This window comes from Enterococcus sp. DIV0421 (assembly GCF_051713745.1).
Lineage (GTDB): Bacteria > Bacillota > Bacilli > Lactobacillales > Enterococcaceae > Enterococcus_D > Enterococcus_D casseliflavus.
The window spans coordinates 1-20,443 of the sequence record NZ_JBIOQM010000001.1; the positions used below are offsets into that span (position 1 = coordinate 1).

The following is a 20,443-nucleotide window of genomic DNA, read 5'->3' on the forward strand; positions in this document are numbered from 1 at the left end:
CATGAATCAAGCGTTCAATGAGTTGCGTATCCGTGAAATGAATGAACTTCGTAAAGCAGTACAGAAAAACTGAAAAAGAACTGGCGCTTTTTGCTAAAAAATCGTACAAACATCAACCATTATGAATACAAAACATGGAAAAGTTTCCGAGCACCAAAATACCCATTTCTTACTGAAGCAATGATGATTGATCGTTTGCTTGAGTTTTCTACGCCCCTGAAGGAGGCGTATCCCTTTTTTCATGAATTAGTTGAAGCCTTTCGAGACAGAGACCCTAACTTATTTTTCTCCTTATTGGCAGAACTTCCAGAAACGTCAGATGATGGCTTTCGCGAGAAGCTTCAAAACCTTCTGCCCCATGAAGAAGGCATCACCAACGCAATGATCTATCCTTATTCCAATGAAAAAATAGAAGCGAAGAATACCCACATAAAGACAATGAAACGAGTATCCTACGGATTTAAATCATTCGAGAACATGAGAATTAGAATCTTTTTTATCAATCAATTAATCAATATAAGATAACAAAAAATCTGCGCCAGAATGGGATACATTCTAACCCAGATTTGATTTTTCGAAAAATATTATTCCTTATTGACAAAGAGCATTAGGTTATAAGATTTTTCTATAATCTAAGACAACTAGATTTCATTTTTTAAACATCAAATATTATTTAAATTCACATGTTCTAAATCTATAACAATAGACACTTTAAAATAATCTTTAATAACTTTATTTTTTACTTTTTCATCTTTTGGATTAAAATGCACATGTCTATAGAACAATTTAAAATTAAAGATTTCTACATAGTTTTCTTTTGTATTACTGTAATAGTCTCGACATGGGTCGTTTGTGGGAACAAATCAACAGGTTGGACTTCTTTTGTCACATACCCTTCTTCCGCAAATAACGCGAGGTCACGAGCCAAGGTTGCTGGATTGCAGGAAATGTAGACGATGCGCTCTGGTTTAACCGCAGCAGTCGTTTCGATAAAGCTAGCATCTAAACCTTTGCGAGGTGGATCAACGAAGACGACTGTCGGTTGAATGCCTTCGCGTAGCCATTGCGGCATGATTTTTTCGGCTTTACCGATAAAATAATGCACATTTTCGACACCATTTCTTTTGGCATTGGCTTTGGCATCGTTCACTGCTTCAGGAATGACTTCCATCCCTAACACTTCTTTCACGCGATCAGCCAAACTAATCCCGATTGTTCCGATTCCTGCATAAGCATCCACAACGACATCATTTTCAGACAGTTGCGCCATCTCGAAGGCGTTTTGATACAAGACTTCTGTTTGCGCTGTGTTGACTTGGTAGAAAGATTTCGCTGAGATTTGGAAGGTTTTACCTAATAATTGATCATCGATCGATGACTTGCCATACAACACACGCTCGAATTCCCCCATGATCACATTGGTTTTTTCTTCATTGATGTTTTGAATGACAGAAACAACTTCTGGAATCTCTTCGTGGATCACTTCCGCGATTTCTTCTCCTTTGAAGAATTTCGGTTTACGTGTCACTAATACGACCATCATTTCACCTGAGTGATGCCCACGACGAACGACAATGTGGCGTAAGAACCCTTCATGGGCTTCTTCATTGTAGGCTTTGACATTGAACCGCTGCAAAATATCTCTGACTTTGATGATTGCTTGATCGATGTTTGGATCTTGAATATAAAAGTCTTCGATCGGTACCAGAGTATGGCTGTTTTTGCGGTAAAATCCAGTCGTTAATTCCCCATGGATTTTTTGCACAGGGATTTGCGCTTTGTTGCGGTAACCAAATGGTTTTTCCATTCCGATTGGCGCATTGACTGTGATTTCAGGCAATTTGGCGATTTTAGCCAAAACATTCTCTACTTGCTGCTGTTTGAAGGCTAATTGTTTGTCATAGCTCAAATGACTCAATGGGGCGATCCCGGTGCGCAACAATGCTTCATTCGGCAATTCTTGCCGATCAGGACTTGCTTGCAACAGTTTCATCACTTTGGCAAAACCAAATTTGTTGCCGACTTTCAATACTTTGACTAAGGCACGTTCATTTGGCAGGGTGTTTTCAATAAATAATAAGTACCCATCGACTTTGGCGATCCCATTTCCTTCATGGGAAAGATCCAAAATATCAACTTCAAGTTCCTGATTCTTTTTAACAGGATAATTTTTCATAGATTTCTCCTTTGTGCTTGCTTTCTTCATTTTAAAAAGGAATGGCCGAAATTGCAAGCGGTGCTTATTCTAACGGTTCAACTTGACTTCGAGCAAAAAAGAACCGAAGGAGGGAAATCGGCTGATTGCTTTTTCTGGGTCCTGCGGCGAAGAGCCGCTGCAACACAGGAGCAATCCCTTTTCCATCCTTCGGAAAATCGAACAGATCAGAAGTGTTTAAAACTTTTGATCACTGTTTTAGTTATCAGTTATTTTTCTTTTTCTGTGATTTTTCCCGTTCGCTCTTGTTCAAGATTTGTTTTCTTAAACGAATGCTTTCTGGTGTTACTTCACAGTATTCATCATCATTCAAGAATTCCAGTGATTCTTCCAAAGAAAGAATACGAGGTTTCTTGATAACTGAGGTTTGGTCTTTGTTTGCAGAACGGACGTTGGTCATTTGTTTTGCTTTCGTGATATTGACCGTTAAGTCTTTGTCACGAGAGTTTTCACCAATGATCATTCCTTCGTACACTTCGGTACCTGGTTCAACGAAGACCGTTCCACGTTCTTCAATACTCATGATCGAGTAAGTCGTTGCTTTTCCTGTATCGATCGATACAAGTGCGCCTTGATGACGGCCACCAATTTGTCCTTGGATCATTGGCAAATATTGATCGAAGGTGTGGTGCATGATGCCGTAGCCGCGAGTCATTGATAGGAATTCTGTCGTGTAACCGATTAAGCCACGAGCTGGTGCCAAGAAAATGATCCGTACTTGTCCATTCCCTGTATTGATCATATCTTGCATTTCTGCTTTACGCATTCCCAATGATTCGATTACTGATCCCATGTATTCTTCTGGGGTATCGATTTGCACCCGTTCAAATGGTTCGCATTTCACGCCATCGATTTCGCGTTCGATAACTTCTGGACGAGAAACTTGCAATTCAAAGCCTTCACGACGCATATTTTCGATCAAAATTGACAAATGAAGTTCGCCACGTCCAGAAACAATCCATGAATCAGGTCCGATTGGATCCACACGCAATGAAACGTCTGTTTGCAATTGCGCCATTAAGCGTTCTTCAATTTTACGAGCGGTTACGAATTTTCCTTCGCGACCCGCAAATGGTGAATTGTTCACGATAAAGGTCATTTGCAAAGTTGGTTCATCAATGTGTAAAACAGGTAATGAATCTTGATGATCGATTGGTGTAACAGTTTCACCAACGAAGATATCTTCCATCCCAGAAACGGCAATCAAATCACCGGCTTTGGCTTCTTGGATTTCCAAACGTTTCAAACCGAAGAAACCGAAAAGTTTTGTCACACGGAATTTTTTAACTTCTCCGTTTAATTTCATCAATGCAACTTGGTCGCCGACTTTGATTGATCCGCGGAAGACACGGCCAATACCGATACGTCCAACGTAGTCATTGTAATCAAGCAATGATACTTGGAATTGCAATGGCTCATCGCTGTTGTCGATTGGCGCTGGAATGTGTTTTACGATTGTATCAAACAATGGTGCCATCGTTTTTTGTTGATCGGCAGGATCATCTGATTCACTTGAGGTTCCGTTGATCGCTGAAGCGTAGATCACTGGGAAGTCCAATTGGTCATCGTCTGCACCTAATTCGATAAATAGTTCTAATACTTCATCTACCACGTGCTCAGGACGAGCAGATGGTTTGTCGATTTTGTTAACAACAACGATTGGGACTAAATGTTGTTCCAACGCTTTTTTCAATACGAAACGTGTTTGAGGCATCGTTCCTTCATAAGCATCAACAACCAAAACAACACCATCGACCATTTTCATGATCCGCTCTACTTCACCACCGAAGTCCGCGTGTCCTGGGGTATCCATGATATTGATTTTGGTTCCGTTGTATTCAACCGCTGTATTTTTCGCTAAGATCGTGATACCACGTTCTTTTTCGATCGCATTTGAATCCATCGCCCGTTCTTGTAATTGGGTATGGCTATCTAACGTTTGGGATTGTTTCAATAATTCATCAACTAATGTAGTTTTTCCGTGGTCAACGTGGGCAATAATAGCGACGTTGCGGATATCATTTCTAATATTCAATTTATAAACTCCTTTTTTGGTGACATTGCACTCGACAAGCCATTATACCAGAATTTCTTTCTGAAATATAGTGCAAAGTTTTCATTTTTACAGAAAAAACCAGATATTTAATAAATATCTGGTTTTTTCTTATTGATTGACGATCGCCAATAATTCTTCAAAAGCTTTCGGTGTACCGCCTACGAACAATTCCCGTCCATTCAAGGATAGCGGCTCTCCTTTGATGTTAGCCATCTTTAATCCAAGGGTTTCTAACAAAACGCCTCCTGGTGCATAATCCCATGGCGCAAGATGAGAAAGATAGCCTGCTCTTTGTCCTTTAGCGAGGGCAATCAGCTCTACCCCAGCACAGCCAGTCATACGAATGCCTAATGCTTTGTCACTGACCTCGGTTTCGTGGTGGCGGTTATGAATCAACATGGGCGAATTCAAGCCAACGAGACCTTCGGATAAGGCAATATCTTTCGGCGGTTCGATCTGCTTGCCATTGTTATAGACACCAATCTCTGGCCCACCCCATAAGAATTCATCTTTCATAACATTATAGACAAAGCCAAAGCGCCCTTTGCCCTCTTCGTAAATCGCGATCATGATACAAAAGTTTTCTTTTTCTAACACGAAATTCATCGTTCCATCGATCGGATCAATGATGAAGACCCGCCCACTCATGTCGGCAAGTGTGTCCAGTCCGTTTTCTTCACCTAAAATTTTGGCATCCGGATCATAGGATTGGATCTTACCAATCAGAAAATCTTGCGTGGCTTTATCCAATTCTGTCACTAAGTCTTTCCGTCCTGATTTTGTCTCGACCACTAAGTCTTCTTTATTTAAATTGTCTTTGATCGTTTCACCTGCAGCGATCATCCACTGGCGAACTTCATTAACGATTTCATGCATTCGTTGATCTACCCTTTCATTTTTAGTTTTCCCTCAGTCTTTTTCGCTGCCTGCACAGCATGGTACAGCGAATAGCCTGATAGTTCTTCAAATTCTCTGCCTAAACGGCGTTCCTCGCCAATGCTAGGAACGACTTTCTTAAAGGCTTGATACGCCTCAAGAAACGTACTACTAGGAAGGCCTTTTTCATAGGCTTGTTCTAATCGTTCCCACATCTTCATGACGACGACCATTTCATCTGTCGACCAATCTAAGTCAAGAGGATATTGATAATCCCGCATAGTTTTCACCTCTAGTTTCTTTCTCTTCCAGTGTACCATAAAACCTCTTATTGTCGAAAAGAGGTTCTTTGGTACAAGCATTTTTTTATAGGTAATTCTCTTAAAAAAACTAACAAAGAATCACTCTGCTCGTTTAGTCACCGACAGCAAAGCGGATATTTTGTTGTTTTTCTAGGCATTTGTTACACTTGTGTTAGCAACCTAAAGGAGGAATTCTCTTGCGTTTAGAAAACAAAAAAATCATTGCCTTAGTCGACAATGAATTCGAAGATTTAGAACTGTGGTACCCGGTCCATCGGTTACGGGAAGAAGGCGCGCAAGTCGATTTAGTCGGTGAAGAAGCGCATAAAACGTATATTGGCAAATACGGTGTACCCGCAGAATCAGCCTATGCTTTTTCTGATATTCATGCCGATGACTACGATGCCATCTTAGTTCCAGGTGGTTGGGCGCCTGATAAATTACGACGTTTCCCAGAGGTCATCTCTTTCGTGCAAACGATGGACAAAGACGAAAAAGTCATTGGTCAAATCTGTCATGCAGGCTGGGTCTTGATTTCTGCGAATATCCTGCAAGGCAAGACGGTCACCAGTACACCAGGCATCAAAGATGATATGACAAATGCTGGAGCCACATGGGTGGATACACCTGTGGTTACGGATGGACATATCGTTTCCAGCCGCCGACCTCCAGATCTACCAGACTATATGCGGGAATTTATCGCTGTATTAGAAAAGAAATAGTACCCGTTGATCAGATTTAAAAGAGTTGCGACCGAAGCAAATACGGCCGCAACTCTTTTTTTTACCTATCGATCATTCGCTTAGGATCGCTAGTTTCTTGTTACTTTTAGGGATTTTTTTCACACCGATAAAGGTCAATGCAGCACCTAGAACGGCAAACCCAGTCCCAATCAAAAGCATTTCCCAGACACCGAAGCTTTGGATCAGCATCCCGCCCAAAAGATTGCCAATCACGCCACCGATCGTGGTAGCAATGATAATAATCGTTTGTCCAAAAACCCGATCTTCATCTGCCAAACTATGGTTGAACAAATAAGCTGAAGCTGGAATAAACAAAGCAAAACTAACCCCTTGCATCAAATGGCTCAATTCCATCAAGATGATGGAGCTGATCAACAGCATCAGCACCCCACGAATGGCAAAGGCAACACTGGAAAACAACAGCCAAAAACGGCTAGACCGTATCCTCACTAACTGTTCAAAGAAAATCATGCCAGGCAATTCGCATAACGCCGCAACCATCAGGGCGATGCCAACTTCCTTACTGCCACCGCCAATATCTGCAAAAATTTGTGCCAAAAAGCTGTTGATCATCGTGTGGAAGCTGAAAAGAAAGCTAAACCCGACAAAGAGAAAGAGTAAAAAAGGATATTTTTTCAAAAAGGCACCTGAATGACTTTGTTCAGTAAGCATCACGGGCATTTCTGGCTTCTTGATCGCTGGCAGCAAAAGCAAAATAATGAGAAACAAAACGGCCTGCCCGATAGCGATCATAGGCAAAAGGGCTGCCGAAAACTCCTCCAAGAGCTGCCCCAGTAAAAAGGAGGTCCCCGCAAATCCTAGTGACCCACCCGCACGCGAAAAGCCAAAATTGATTTTGTTGCCGCTATTCGTGTATTCAAACGCCAAGGCGTTGAGAAAGGACTGCATGGAAACGAGCAAAATCCCTCCTAAAACATAGGTCAGTATTGATAATGCAGGGAAAATCACACCTGCTAAAAGCACCGCGACCACGCCGATTGTCATCGTTTTCAAGACAACGATCAGCGGTACTTTACTTTTTTTGATAATGATTTGACTGATGAAGGGCTGCAAGATCGTAGACGCAATATTGACTAAGGCTAAAATACCGCCAATTTTTGCTGGATCGACCTTGAAATAAATCAAAAAAAGGGTCGCAAAGCCATAGATTGAGCAAAACATCATCCAATAAAGAAATTGCAAACTTGTGTAGTAAAACCGAATCCTCTTGTCACTTGCATGATTACGCATACATCCCCCACCTTATCCATATTCCTTAGCAACTAAATATAGCATAGAACCGATGGATTTACTATCCTTCTATCAACAGAAACCGCAGTTTTATTTGAAACACTAACCGACAACAAAAAAGCGCAGCATAGTATCCTGCGCTTTTCCTACTGCTTCAACTATTTAGAGCTGTTGGAAGGCTTGCGTGAGATCTTCCAATAGATCGTTGATGTTTTCCAATCCAATGGATAAGCGAATCGTCTCTGGACGAATTTTGGCTGCTGCAAGTTCTTCTACGCTAAGCTGGGAATGGGTCGTCGAAGCTGGATGGATGATCAAGGACTTTGCATCCCCGACATTTGCCAGCAAAGAGAAGAGCTTGGTTGCGCCACAAAAGGTTTTGCTTGCTTCTGCCCCACCCTTTAATCCAAAGGAAAAGACGGAACTGGTCCCTTTGGGGAAATACTCCTGCGCCCGTTCAAAATAGGGGCTGTCCGGCAGTGTTGGGAAATGAACCCCAGAGACTTCCGAGTGCTTGGCTAAAAATTCAGCAACTTGTTGCGCATTTTCTACATGACGTTCCATCCGCAACGAAAGCGTCTCGATGCCTAACAGCAACACCCATGAATTGAAGGGAGAAATCGCAGCGCCTGTATCTCGTAAAAGAATCGTTCGTGCCCGAGTGATATAGGCAGCGTTACCAGCGGCTTCTACCCATGAGATTCCATGGTAGCTATGATCGGGATCGACCAGCTTGGGAAATTTGCCATTTGTCCAATCAAAGTTGCCGCTGTCGATAATGGCCCCTCCCAAAGCAGCACCGTGACCACCGAGGTATTTTGTCGTGGAATAAACGACGATGTCCGCCCCATGCTCAAATCCTCGAAACAGATAAGGAGTCGCAAAGGTATTGTCAATGATGAGGGGAATCCCTGCTTCATGAGCGATCGCTGCAATCTTTTTAAAGTCGGCAATATCAATATCTGGATTGCCTAAAGACTCTAGAAAAACTGCTTTAGTATTTTCTTGGATGGCTGCTTTTAGTGCTGCCAGATCTTCACTATCAACAAAGCTTGTAGTGATGCCAAAATCTGGCAACGTATGAGCGAATAAATTATAGGTCCCCCCATAAATTGAAGCAGCAGAAACGATATGATCTCCTGCTTGTGCAAGATTTAAAATCGCATAGGTGATCGCTGCTGAGCCAGAAGCCGTTGCTAACGCACCGACACCGCCTTCTAAGAGGGCTAGTCGTTCTTCTAGAACAGCCGTTGTCGGATTGGTAATACGGGTATAGATATTGCCATTCTCACTAAGACTAAATCTCGCTGCCGCTTGATCTGCGTCCTCAAACACATACGATGTGGTTTGATAAATGGGTACGGCGCGACTCCCTGTGGTAGGATCTGGTGTTTGTCCTCCGTGTAATTGAATCGTCTCAAATCTTTCTGTCATACTATTCCTCCTTAATAATACAAATAAAAAAGCCCTCTGATATCGAGATATCAAAGGACGTGTTTACGTGTTACCACCTTTATTCAAGCAGACTTTCCAGCATGCTTCTCAGCAAGTACGCGACAAATTAACGTCGTTATACTCTGACGCGATAGCGGGCGCACCCGGATCTTCTTATCTTTCGTACAAGTTCAGAAGATCACCTCTGAGGCCATTTTCGATTGATTCTACAAGTTCTTCTTGCACCCTACGAAGACTCTCTAGGCTTGCCAAATCAATGTACTTTCCTCATCAACGGTTGAAATATTAAGAGCATCGTATCATTTACAGAAGATTCTGTCAATAGCTTAGGATCGCTTTATTTTTGGTGATAAAAAAACTCGTTCACCAAATGATGAACGAGTTTCAAAAAGCTTAAATGTGGATTGGTAAACCTAGAGCTAACTCAGCAGCATCCATTGTGATCTCACCTAGAGATGGATGTGGATGGATGGTTAACGCGATATCTTCTGCGTTCATGCCAGATTCAATAGCAAGAGCAAGTTCTGAAACCATATCGCTTGCTCCTAAACCAGCAATTTGCGCACCGATGATCACATTGTCTTCAACCGTTGTTACTAAGCGAATGAATCCTTCGGTTTTTCCTAGAGATAACGCACGACCGTTACCTGAGAATGGGAATTTGAATGCTTTTGCTTCAATTCCAGCATCCTTGGCATCTTTGATCGTCATACCGACAGAAGCCAATTCTGGGTCAGTAAAGGCAACTGCAGGCATCGCTTTGTAATCAACGGCAACTTTTTTGCCAGAGATTGCTTCAGCAGCGATTTTTGCTTCGTAGCTGGCTTTATGTGCTAATGCAGCACCAGGAACGATATCACCAATTGCGTAGATGTTTGATACGTTGGTACGGCCTTGTTTGTCAACCGTGATCAATCCGCGTTCGCCTACTTCAACACCTGCTTGTTCCAAGCCCATGTCATCAGTATTTGGACGACGGCCAACAGTAACCATCACGTAATCAGCAGTAACTGATTCTTCTTTACCATCTACGGCATATTTCACAGTTACGCTGTCGCCATTGTCAATTGCTTCTTTCGCCATTGCGTTGGTAACGACTGTTACACCTTTTTTCGCAAAGTCTTCTTCAACCAATTTGACCATGTCTTTTTCATAGGTTGGCAAGATTTGAGGAGAACCTTCAAGGATCGTTACTTCTGCACCTAGGTTTGCATACGCTGCACCTAGTTCAGAACCGATGACACCGCCACCGATAACAACGAATTTTTTAGGAACTTCTTTTAATGCCAATCCACCAGTTGAATCAAGGACACGTCCGCCGAATTTGAAACCAGGGATTTCAATTGGACGAGAACCTGTTGCGATGATTGCATTGTTGAAAGAGTAAGTTTGTGCTGAATCTGGGTGGATGACACGCAATGTGTGATCATCAACGAAGAAAGCTTCTCCTTCAATTGTTTCAACTTTATGTTTTTTCAATAGGAAACCAACACCAGAAGTTAACGTTTTAACGACTTTGTTGTCTTTCCATTCTTGTGTTTTGGTAAAATCAAGGGAAACATTTTCACTTGTTACACCAAACATTGTTGAATCCAAAGATTCTTGGTAATGATGACCTGCAGCGATCAAGGCTTTTGAAGGGATACAACCAACGTTTAAACAAACGCCGCCGATGTATTCTCTTTCAATGATTGCTACTTTTTGTCCCATTTCAGCAGCGCGGATGGCAGCTACATAGCCGCCAGGTCCCGCACCGATTACAACTGTATCTAATTCAACAGCAAAATCTCCAACTACCATTTGTTAATCATCCTTCCATCATTAATAGCTCTGGATCAGCTAATAGACGTTTGATATTATTCATTGCTTGTTGCGCTGTTGCGCCATCAACGATACGGTGGTCGAAGCTTAATGAAAGTTTCATCACACGTCCGACAACGATTTCGCCTTCAGCGTTTACGATTGGTTGTTGCGCGATCGTACCTACACCCAAAATAGCTACTTCAGGGTAGTTGATTACTGGTGTGAACCAGCCGCCACCAACTGAACCAATGTTACTGATCGTGATGGTACCGTTACGCATATCATCTGCAGCTAATTTGCCGTCATGAGCAAGTTTTGCTTTTTCGTTGATTTCATCGGCGATAGCAAACATGCCTTTACGATCTGCATCTTTTACGTTTGGTACATACAAACCATGGTCAGTATCTGTTGCGATACCGATGTTGTAATAGTTTTTGTATACGATCTCTTGTTTTGCATCATCGATCGACGCATTCAAGATAGGGAATTTTTTCACTGTTGCAGTCAATGCTTTCACAACATATGGTAAGAAAGTAAGTTTTGTGCCGTTTGCAACAGCAACTTCTTTGAATTTCTTACGGTTATCCCATAGGTTTGTTACTTCAACTTCATCATGCAAGGTTACATGAGGTGCTGTTTGTTTGCTGTTTACCATCGCTTTAGCGATTGCTTTACGTGTAGGTGTTAAGGCCACACGTTCTTCTAAATCACCTAAGTTTGATTTGAAGGCTTTTGCTGGAGCTGCTGGTTTGCTTTCAGTTGCTGCAGCTTTTGTTTCTTCTTTCGCAGGAGCTTGAGTTTCAGCTTTTGCAGCTTGTCCGCCACCTGATAGGAAGTTTTCGATGTCTTCTTTTGTTACACGGCCGCCTTTACCTGTTGCTGATACTTGAGAAATATCAACATCTTTTTCACGAGCAAATTGACGGACAGAAGGCATAGCCAATACGCGTTTGTTAGGATCTGCTGCTTCAACAACACTTGCTGAACCAGAAGTTTCCACTTTTTCTTTTGGTGCTTCTACAGATGTGCTTGATGAAGCAGGCGCACTGTTGTGACCAGGTGCGTCGATTTCAACTAAAACATCCCCAACATTTGCGACTGTTCCTTCAGCAACAACGACGTTTTTCACTGTTCCTGTTACTGGAGATGGAATTTCTTCCACTGATTTGTCGTTTTGAACTTCAAGCAACGTATCATCTTCATTGATGGTATCTCCTGCTTTAACGAACCATTTTACGATTTCGCCTTCTGCAATTCCTTCACCGATATCTGGTAATTTGAATTGGAAAACGCCTGAACCTTCAGAAGAACCAGCTGATGCTTCAGCCGTTTCCGTTGTAGGTTCTGCCGCTGGTTTTGCTGGTGTTTGAGACTCTGCTGCTACACCTTCATCGCCTTCGTTGTCTTCATGTCCTGGTGCATCGATCTCAACAAGGACGTCCCCAACGTTTGCGACTGTACCTTCAGGGACAACGATGTTTTTCACTGTTCCTGTTACTGGAGATGGAATTTCTTCCACTGATTTATCATTTTGAACTTCTAGTAAGGTATCATCTTCATTGATGGTATCCCCTGCTTTGACGAACCATTTTACGATTTCGCCTTCTGCAATTCCTTCACCGATATCCGGTAATTTAAATTGAAATGCCATTTTCTATTCTTCCCTTCTTCAACTATTAAAAGTTCACGATTTCTTTCACTTTGTCTTCGATGTCTTTTGCATTTGGCAACCAAATGTTTTCAGCTTGACCGAATGGGAAGATCGTATCTGGTGCAGACACGCGTCCGATTGGAGCTTCTAGTGATAGAACCGCACGTTCAGAAATTTCAGAAACGACTTGAGCACCAACACCTGCTTGTTTTTGTGCTTCTTGAACGACAACCACACGACCAGTTTTTTCAACTGATTTGATGATCGTTTCAACATCAAGAGGAGCAACTGTACGCAAGTCGATGATTTCAGCGTTGATGTTTTCTTTCGCTAAGTTGTCAGCAGCTTTGATTGCTTCACGAACCATCGCACCATAAGTGATGATGGAAACATCAGAACCTTCACGAGTTACTGCTGCTTTGTCTAAAGGAACTTCGTATGCTTCTTCTGGCACTTCTTCACGGAATGAACGGTAAAGTTTCATGTGCTCTAAGAAAACAACTGGGTCATTGCTGCGGATAGAAGCAATCAATAATCCTTTTGCATCATATGGGTTTGATGGAATAACGACACGGATACCAGGTGATTGAGCGATCAATCCTTCCAAGTTATCTGAGTGCAATTCTGGTGTGTGCACACCGCCACCAAATGGTGAACGAATAGTGATTGGTAAATTACGTGTACCACCCATACGGTAACGAGTACGCGCCATTTGACCAACGATTTCGTCAAAGGTTTCAAATACGAAACCAAAGAATTGGATTTCTGGAACTGGACGGAAACCTTCTAATGCTAAACCGAAAGCCAAGCCGCCGATACCAGATTCAGCAAGAGGGGTATCGAAGACACGATCTTCGCCGAATTTTTCTTGTAAACCTTCTGTTGCACGGAAAACCCCGCCGTTTTTACCGACATCTTCACCAAAGACTAAAATCTCTTTGTCATTTTCCATTTCAACAGCTAAGGCATCTGTAATTGCTTGAATCATTGTTTTTTGTGCCATGACTATTTCGACTCCTTCGCTTCATAAGTTGCAATTTGTTCTTTAATGTTTTGTGGTTGAACTTCAAACATGTTTTTCAAGAAATCTGAAACTTTTTGTTTTGGCACGCGGTCAGCTTCAGCGATCGCTGCTTTGATTTCTTCTTTTGTTTGTTCAATGACTTGTTCTTCTTTTTCTTCAGACCAAAGTCCTTTTTCAGTTAGGTAAGTACGGAAACGTACCAATGGATCTTTTTGTTGCCATTCGCTGTCCATGTCTTTTGAACGGTAACGGGTTGGATCATCACCAGACAATGTATGTGGACCGTAACGGTAAGTCAAGGTTTCGATCAATACAGGACCGTTGCCGTTTGCTGCCCATTCACGAGCTGCTTTAGAAACATAGTACACTGCCAATGGATCCATACCGTCAACTTGGATACCAGGGATCCCAGCTGCTGCTGCTTTTTGTGCCAATGTTGGTGCCGCACTTTGTACTTCACGAGGTGTAGAGATCGCAAAACCATTGTTTTGGATGTAGAATACAGCGTTTGCATGGTATGCCCCTGCAAAGTTGATTGCTTCATAGAAGTCCCCTTGTGAAGAACCGCCATCACCTGTATAAGTGAATACAACATTTTTCTTATTGCGTTTTTTCAATCCTAAAGCAACGCCGGCTGCTTGGACGTATTGTGCACCGATGATGATTTGTGGTGGCAATGCTTTTAAATCTTCTGGGTAAAGGTTCCCGGCAACGTGACCACGTGACCATAAGAACGCTTCTTTCAATGGCAGACCGTGTTGGATCAATTGTGGTACATCACGGTAACCAGGTAATAGAACGTCTTCTTTTTCAAAAGCAAATTGACTTGCTAATTGGCTTGCTTCTTGTCCAGCAGTTGGCGCGAAGAAACCTAGACGACCTTGACGGTTTAACGCAGTTGAGCGTTGGTCTAATACACGAGACCATACCATACGAGTCATCAATTCAACTAATTCGTCGTCACTTAAATCTGGTACTAACTCTTGATTTACAATTTTCCCGTCTTTGTCCAAAGCTTGGTAAGTTGGAAAATCCGCATTGACTTGCTCCAAAATCGCTTGGAAATCAAGTGCTTTTTGTTTTTTTGCCATCTTGACACACTTTCCTCTCTGATATAAAAATTCACTTTCGTATGTAACAGGGTTTAAATCTGTACTATCGAAATTTCATTTACTCTTATAAATTATCATTTAACTTCGAAAATGACAAGTGAAAAGGGTATTTTTTTTAATAAAACAATTCCCACTGTAGCAACTCTTAAGAAAACATTAGTGAAATTAATCACATTAAAGCAATCGCTTTCTTCAATTTTTTCTTTTCAGATTCTTTTTTTTATTTAAGAATAGTACAGCAATCATCATTTGGCTAAACAGATTTACCATTAACCTCCTTTTATTACTTGTGAAGGATTCGACTTGAATCAAAAAGAATTTTCTTAAGATGAGAAAAAAATAATACAGAGATCGGATAAAAAGAAACAGATCGGCAATTCTCCCCTCCATAGGAAGAACGCCGACCTGTTTTTTTAAATCCATTCTTTCGTTACATGAATATAAATGCGTTTGGCAAATTCAACTGTTACTAAATAAGCGAAATTGATACCAATAAACCATGGCCAGTAGCTTGATGGCAGCGCCGCAAAATCGAAGACGGTGTGCAATGGCGTCAAGATAACTAAGAAGCCAACTGCAATTGCTAGGACGCTGGAGATCAAGACTGCCGGTGAAGCAATACTATTGATAAATGGTAATTTTCTTGTTCGGATCATGTGAACGACTAAGGTTTGTGTCGTTAAGCCGATCATAAACCATCCTGCTTGGAACAAGGCTTGCTCTTGGATCGTATTTGCACTGAAGACATGCCACATCACAAAGAAGGTCAAAATATCAAAGATGCTGCTGACCGGTCCAATGCCGACGGTAAACTTCAATAGTCCGCCTACTTGCCATTTAACTGGTTTTTCTAACTCTGCTTTGTCTACGTTATCCCATGGAATCGTCAATTGTGCCATATCGTACACCAAGTTTTGAACCAACAATTGAATGGACAACATTGGTAAGAAAGGTAAAAAGGCACTAGCAACTAAGATCGAGAAGACATTCCCGAAGTTCGAACTCAACGTCATTTTGATGTACTTCATCATATTGGTAAATACTTTGCGCCCTTCGATGACCCCTTTATCAAGGACATTTAAACTTTTTTCTAATAAAATGATCGAGCTGGCATCTTTGGTGATATCTGCTGCTGTATCAACCGAGATGCCAACATCTGCCGTGCGTAAAGCAGGCGCATCGTTGATGCCATCTCCCATAAAGCCAACCGTATGGCCTGCTGCTTGAATGGTTTCAATGATTCGTGATTTTTGCATTGGGTTTAATTTTGCAAACAGATTGGTTTTTGCAGCTTTCGCTGCTAACTCTTCATCTGATAGATGATCAATATCGGTTCCCAATAAGTATTCATCTGCATCGATACCAACATCTCGGCAAACTTTTTGCGCAACGATCGCATTATCTCCAGTCAACACTTTGACATTGATGCCATGACCATGTAAAGAAGCAATCGCTGTTTTGGCTGTTTCTTTTGCTGGATCTAAGAAGCCCATAAAGCCAATCATGATCATGTCTTGTTCGTCTGCTACAGAATAAACGGCATCTGCGTGGGCATCGCGTTTTACGGCAACCGTTAACACACGCATCCCTTGTTTATTCAAGCGCAGGTTCACTTGACGTAATTGCTCTCTCAATTGAGGAGTCAGTTCCATCACTTTGCCATCAACTTCTACGTACTTGCAGACTTGTTCCATTTCTTCAGCTGCACCTTTTGTGACCATCAGTTGATGACCATCCGCATTGACAACAACCGTCAAGCGACGACGTGAAAAGTCAAAAGGAATCTCATCGATTTTTGTCACATCGTTAAATGGCGCTGCCAAACCTTCTTCTTCATAGTAGTTTAGCACTGCGATATCCATCAGGTTTTTCCACCCTGTTTGATAGTAAGAATTTAAATAGGTCATATCAAGAACTTGTTTATCTTCTACGCCAAACGGGTTTAAATGTTGTACCAGCACGACACGATCTTCGGTGATCGTACCCGTTTTATCGGTACATAGGACATCCATTGCACCTAAGTTTTGAATCGAAGGCAATTCTTTGACGATCACTTTTTCTTTTGACAAAGAGATCGCCCCTTTGGCTAAGTTACTGGTAACGATCATTGGTAGCATTTCTGGCGTCAAACCAACTGCTACTGCAATCGCGAAGAACAACGCTTCGCCCCAATCACCCTTGGTTAATCCATTGATCAGTAAAACGATTGGGAAAAGAACCATGACCATTCGCAACAATAGTTTGCTGACTTTCGTTAAGCCATCTTCAAAGGTTGTTTTGCCGCGTTTCGTGGTCGCATTTTTAGCAATATCGCCAAAGAATGTACTTTGACCGGTTTTCAAAATAATGGCTTTTCCTTGACCACTTAAGACATCGGTACCCATGAAAACAAGATCTTGCATATCTAGTGCAGAAATTTGTTCATCGCTTTCTTTGATCCCAGCATCGACAAATTTTTCAACGGGCATTGATTCGCCTGTTAATGAAGATTGATTGATAAATAAATCTTTGGTCCAAATCAAGATCGCATCCGCAGGGATCATGTCGCCAGTTGCTAAGGTGACGATGTCTCCAGGAACGACTTCATCCATTGGAATTTCTCTCGTGATTCCATCTCTGGTTACGGAACAAGTATTTTCAATAAGTTCTTTTAACGCTAAGCTTGCTTTTTGGGAACGGTATTCTTGGACGAAAGTAATCATGACACTGGCTAAAATCATGATTCCCATCACGATCACTGCTTCAATATCGCCTGTTACAAAAGAAATAATCATTAATAGGGCTAAAACTAACACAAAGGGATCTTTAAAAGCGCCTAAGATCATCAACCAAGCGGGTGTTGGTTTTTGTGCGTCGACTTTATTTGGACCATACTCTGCTAAACGTTCTGCAGCATCTTCTTCCGATAACCCTTGGAAGGAGGTCCGCATCTCCATCAATAATTCTCTTTCGGTCAATTTTGCAAGTAATTTTAGTTCTTGATCTTTCGATAGTTTTTTTAACATCTTTTTTTCCTCCTAGCACTTAGGAGTTGCTTACGCCACCCCTAGCGATTCGATAACTACTCCGCTGTTTCATCTGGGGACTGGGGTATTCCATGTGAATCTTCCTTTCTTTTTATTAGGTAAGTCACTGTGGAACGCGCGCAAAAGACACAAAAAAACGCACGCTCCCAATAAGCATGCGTAAAAAACTCATGATCATTGTAGAGCTTTAGCACTATAGGGCGTAGATAGCAAATTTGCTATCAGCTGCTTTGGGTTTAACCTTCACGATTAGACCTGTCCTACCAACTAAGCATCTCTCGATGCTTTTGCGGCAGCAGCTTGTGTCCATATAGGAGCCTCACCTAACAATTATTTGTATAAAATGTCAGTTCGTCGGAAGTCTTTCTTCCAACTACCCACATAATAACTGCTATCCTAACCAATGTCAACAGCATCTAAGGAAAAAAGTACCCTTTTTTCAAAGTTTTCCATAGGTTTTCAAATGAAAGGTCTTACAATAAAATAACAATGTTAAAGAACTGATGTGATTTTATACTTGATAAACCTTTATATACGAGCAGATGAACAGAAATCCTTTCAAAGCGAAACTCACACTTAATCAAGCTTCTTCGTTTGTCACAATCAACGAAAAATGGAAACGGCGTTCCCGCAGGTTTCATGTATATAAAAAGACAGCCATTTAACAAACAGCTGCCTCTTTCTCTATGTTCACCTATACTGGGAGAATTATTATTCACTCTAGCTCTCACGAAAAATGATCGGCTAAAATTTGCAGGATTCGCTGGCTTGCTTTCCCATCGCCGTATGGATTCTCTGCATGTGCCATGGCATTGTAAGCTTCTGGATCTTCTAGCAGTCGCTTTGTTTCCTGATAAACCGCAGCTTCAGACGTACCGATCAGTTTTAACGTACCTGCAGCAATGCCTTCTGGACGCTCTGTTGTATCTCGCAAGACCAAAACAGGAACGCCTAATGACGGCGCTTCTTCTTGGACACCACCGGAATCCGTCAAAATCAAGGTACTTTGATTCGCAACGTTATGAAAATCAATGACATCTAAAGGCTCAATCAACGTAACATTTGCTAGTTCCCCAAGAATCTCCTGAGCAATCCCTCGGACTTGGGGATTCTTGTGCATAGGGAAAACCACTTTGATCGTTGGCTTCTCCTTTGCGATCTGTGCTAAAGCACGAAAGACCTGCTGCATCGGAGCACCTAAGTTTTCTCGACGATGCATTGTTAATAGGATCATGGTTTGATCTGCTGCGGAAAGTTCTGGATGCTGGTATTCCTCCGAGATCGTATAACGCATCGCATCAATGGCGGTATTACCTGTTACATAAATCGCAGCCTCATTGCGGTTTTCAGCCAGCAGATTTTTTTTGCTTTGGGAAGTCGGCGCAAAATAAAAATCAGCTAAGACATCGATTAACTGACGATTGGCTTCTTCTGGATAAGGAGATTTTTTGTTCCATGTGCGCAAACCGGCTTCCACATGACCCACAGGAATTTGCTGATAAAAGGCGGCCGTCGCGGCTGCATAAGCGGTGGTCGTATCTCCATGAACCAGCACGATATCAGGAGTTTCTTTTTGCAGGATCGGTTCTAGATCCAGTAAAACTTTGGTGGTGATCCCTGTCAAGGTTTGCCCTAAAGTCATAATATCCAGATCATAGTCTGGTGCGATCTCAAAAACCGTTAATACTTGATCCAACATTTCTCGATGCTGCGCCGTCACCACAACGATCGATTCAAAACGCGGGTCGTTTTCCAATTCCTTTACTAGTGGCGCCATTTTGATGGCTTCCGGTCTGGTACCGAACACTGACATCACTTTGATTGTCATTTGGTCACCCGCTCCTCTACTCTTCATTGCTTCTATTATAACGAAGAAAACAGAAAAACAAAATGGTTCTTCTTACAAAAAAAGAAACGACCAATAGAAGGTCGCTTCTTTAGTATCCTGTTTAGATCGTATCTCCATTGAAAATCGAATTTTTCACGATTACGTAATCCACTTTACGAATCGATTCTAAATCTTTTCCACCTGCATAAGAGATCGATGACTGCAAGTCTTGCTGCATTTCAACTAACGTGTCTTTCAAAGAACCTTTGTATTGAATCCAAATTTTCTTTCCTTCCACGTTTTTCTTTTCACCTTTTTGAAATTCTGATGCAGAACCAAAGTATTCTTTCATCACAACACCGTTTTCTACTTTCGTTTCACCAGGTGATTCTTCATGACCTGCAAACAATGAACCGATCATGACCATTGTTGCACCGAAACGGACAGATTTAGCGATATCGCCGTGTGTCCGAATGCCGCCATCTGCAATGATTGGTTTGCGAGCAGCTTTGGCACACCAGCGTAGTGCTGCTAACTGCCAGCCGCCAGTTCCGAAACCAGTTTTGATTTTTGTGATACAAACTTTCCCAGGTCCAATGCCGACTTTCGTTGCATCTGCACCAGCGTTTTCCAATTCACGAACTGCTTCTGGTGTTCCAACATTTCCAGCGATCACAAACGTTGCTGGCAAATGCTTCTTGATGTGTTGGATCATATTGATCACGGCGTTTGAGTGGCCATGAGCAATATCGATCGTAATAAAATCAGGAACAAGCTCTTTGTCAGCTAGTTCTTCCACAAAGGCATATTCATTTTCTTTGACACCTACGCTGATAGAAGCAATCAAGCCACGGCTCTTCATTTTTTTGATAAATGGAATCCGTGCTTCTTCATCAAAGCGGTGCATAATATAAAAATAGCCATTTTCAGCTAAAAATTCTGCGATCGACTCATCAATAATCGTTTGCATATTTGCAGGAACGACAGGCATCTTAAAAGAGTGTCCGCCTAATGTCACCGTAGTATCACATTCTGAACGGCTGTTCACGATACACTTGTTAGGAATCAGTTGTATATCTTCGTAATCAAAAACTTTCATGT

General features: G+C 41.9%; 14 protein-coding genes, 1 pseudogene, 1 riboswitch and 1 other annotated feature. Of the genes and pseudogenes, 2 read left to right on the forward strand and 13 right to left on the reverse strand.

Annotated features, from left to right (window positions below):
* Positions 1-525 (forward strand): annotated as a pseudogene (locus tag IGI96_RS00005) (transposase); the annotation flags it as partial.
* Positions 526-802: 277 nt separating this feature from the next.
* Here IGI96_RS00005 and rlmD read toward each other — a convergent pair.
* The 4 genes from rlmD to IGI96_RS00025 all read right to left on the reverse strand — a co-directional run bounded on the left by rlmD (position 803) and on the right by IGI96_RS00025 (position 5,428).
* Entirely contained in the window at positions 803-2,176 is a 1,374-nt protein-coding gene (gene rlmD, locus IGI96_RS00010) for a 23S rRNA (uracil(1939)-C(5))-methyltransferase RlmD (RefSeq protein ID WP_438784768.1), read from the reverse strand.
* Between the two features lie 244 nt (positions 2,177-2,420).
* Entirely contained in the window at positions 2,421-4,250 is a 1,830-nt protein-coding gene (typA, locus tag IGI96_RS00015; protein ID WP_270288032.1) for a translational GTPase TypA, read from the reverse strand.
* A gap of 129 nt (positions 4,251-4,379) precedes the next feature.
* The gene (locus IGI96_RS00020; RefSeq protein WP_005230062.1) at positions 4,380-5,147 is read right to left on the reverse strand and encodes an inositol monophosphatase family protein; all 768 of its coding nucleotides are present in this window, start codon (positions 5,145-5,147) and stop codon (positions 4,380-4,382) included.
* Positions 5,148-5,155: 8 nt separating this feature from the next.
* Positions 5,156-5,428 carry a UPF0223 family protein gene (locus IGI96_RS00025; protein WP_008381425.1) on the reverse strand — a complete coding sequence of 91 codons (273 nt, stop codon included), beginning with the start codon at positions 5,426-5,428 and terminating at the stop codon, positions 5,156-5,158.
* Positions 5,429-5,646: 218 nt separating this feature from the next.
* Here IGI96_RS00025 and IGI96_RS00030 point away from each other — a divergent pair, with 218 nt between their 5' ends.
* On the forward strand, positions 5,647-6,171 hold the full coding sequence (locus tag IGI96_RS00030; protein WP_270288033.1) for a type 1 glutamine amidotransferase domain-containing protein: 525 nt from the start codon (positions 5,647-5,649) through the stop codon (positions 6,169-6,171).
* A gap of 72 nt (positions 6,172-6,243) precedes the next feature.
* Here the strand turns inward: IGI96_RS00030 and IGI96_RS00035 are convergent, their stop codons facing one another.
* From IGI96_RS00035 to guaC, 9 genes are all read right to left on the reverse strand, one after another.
* The gene (locus IGI96_RS00035) at positions 6,244-7,443 is read right to left on the reverse strand and encodes an MFS transporter (protein WP_270288034.1); all 1,200 of its coding nucleotides are present in this window, start codon (positions 7,441-7,443) and stop codon (positions 6,244-6,246) included.
* Positions 7,444-7,605: 162 nt separating this feature from the next.
* A complete protein-coding gene (locus IGI96_RS00040) occupies positions 7,606-8,877 on the reverse strand; it encodes an O-acetylhomoserine aminocarboxypropyltransferase/cysteine synthase family protein (RefSeq protein ID WP_270288035.1) in 1,272 nt (423 codons plus the stop codon).
* A 50-nt stretch (positions 8,878-8,927) separates the two neighbouring features.
* Positions 8,928-9,181: a binding site (T-box leader), on the reverse strand.
* A gap of 110 nt (positions 9,182-9,291) precedes the next feature.
* Positions 9,292-10,698 carry a dihydrolipoyl dehydrogenase gene (lpdA, locus tag IGI96_RS00045; protein ID WP_005230052.1) on the reverse strand — a complete coding sequence of 469 codons (1,407 nt, stop codon included), beginning with the start codon at positions 10,696-10,698 and terminating at the stop codon, positions 9,292-9,294.
* A gap of 7 nt (positions 10,699-10,705) precedes the next feature.
* Positions 10,706-12,352, reverse strand: a complete 1,647-nt coding sequence (locus tag IGI96_RS00050; protein WP_438784769.1) for a dihydrolipoyllysine-residue acetyltransferase — start codon at positions 12,350-12,352, stop codon at positions 10,706-10,708.
* Between the two features lie 25 nt (positions 12,353-12,377).
* Positions 12,378-13,355 carry an alpha-ketoacid dehydrogenase subunit beta gene (locus tag IGI96_RS00055; protein WP_005230047.1) on the reverse strand — a complete coding sequence of 326 codons (978 nt, stop codon included), beginning with the start codon at positions 13,353-13,355 and terminating at the stop codon, positions 12,378-12,380.
* 2 nt (positions 13,356-13,357) lie between these two features.
* Positions 13,358-14,467 (reverse strand): pyruvate dehydrogenase (acetyl-transferring) E1 component subunit alpha, encoded by a 1,110-nt coding sequence (gene pdhA / locus IGI96_RS00060; RefSeq protein ID WP_005231936.1) that lies wholly within the window; start codon positions 14,465-14,467, stop codon positions 13,358-13,360.
* Between the two features lie 434 nt (positions 14,468-14,901).
* A complete protein-coding gene (mgtA, locus tag IGI96_RS00065) occupies positions 14,902-17,493 on the reverse strand; it encodes a magnesium-translocating P-type ATPase (RefSeq protein ID WP_010749598.1) in 2,592 nt (863 codons plus the stop codon).
* Positions 17,494-17,680: 187 nt separating this feature from the next.
* Positions 17,681-17,852, reverse strand: a riboswitch (M-box (ykoK) riboswitch).
* Between the two features lie 389 nt (positions 17,853-18,241).
* Positions 18,242-19,342: a non-hydrolyzing UDP-N-acetylglucosamine 2-epimerase gene (gene wecB / locus IGI96_RS00070; protein ID WP_016611033.1), complete on the reverse strand. Its 1,101-nt coding sequence runs from the start codon at positions 19,340-19,342 to the stop codon at positions 18,242-18,244.
* 121 nt (positions 19,343-19,463) lie between these two features.
* Complete coding sequence (guaC, locus tag IGI96_RS00075) at positions 19,464-20,441, reverse strand: GMP reductase (protein WP_270288114.1); 978 nt, start codon at positions 20,439-20,441, stop codon at positions 19,464-19,466.
* Between the last annotated feature and the right edge of the window lie 2 nt (positions 20,442-20,443).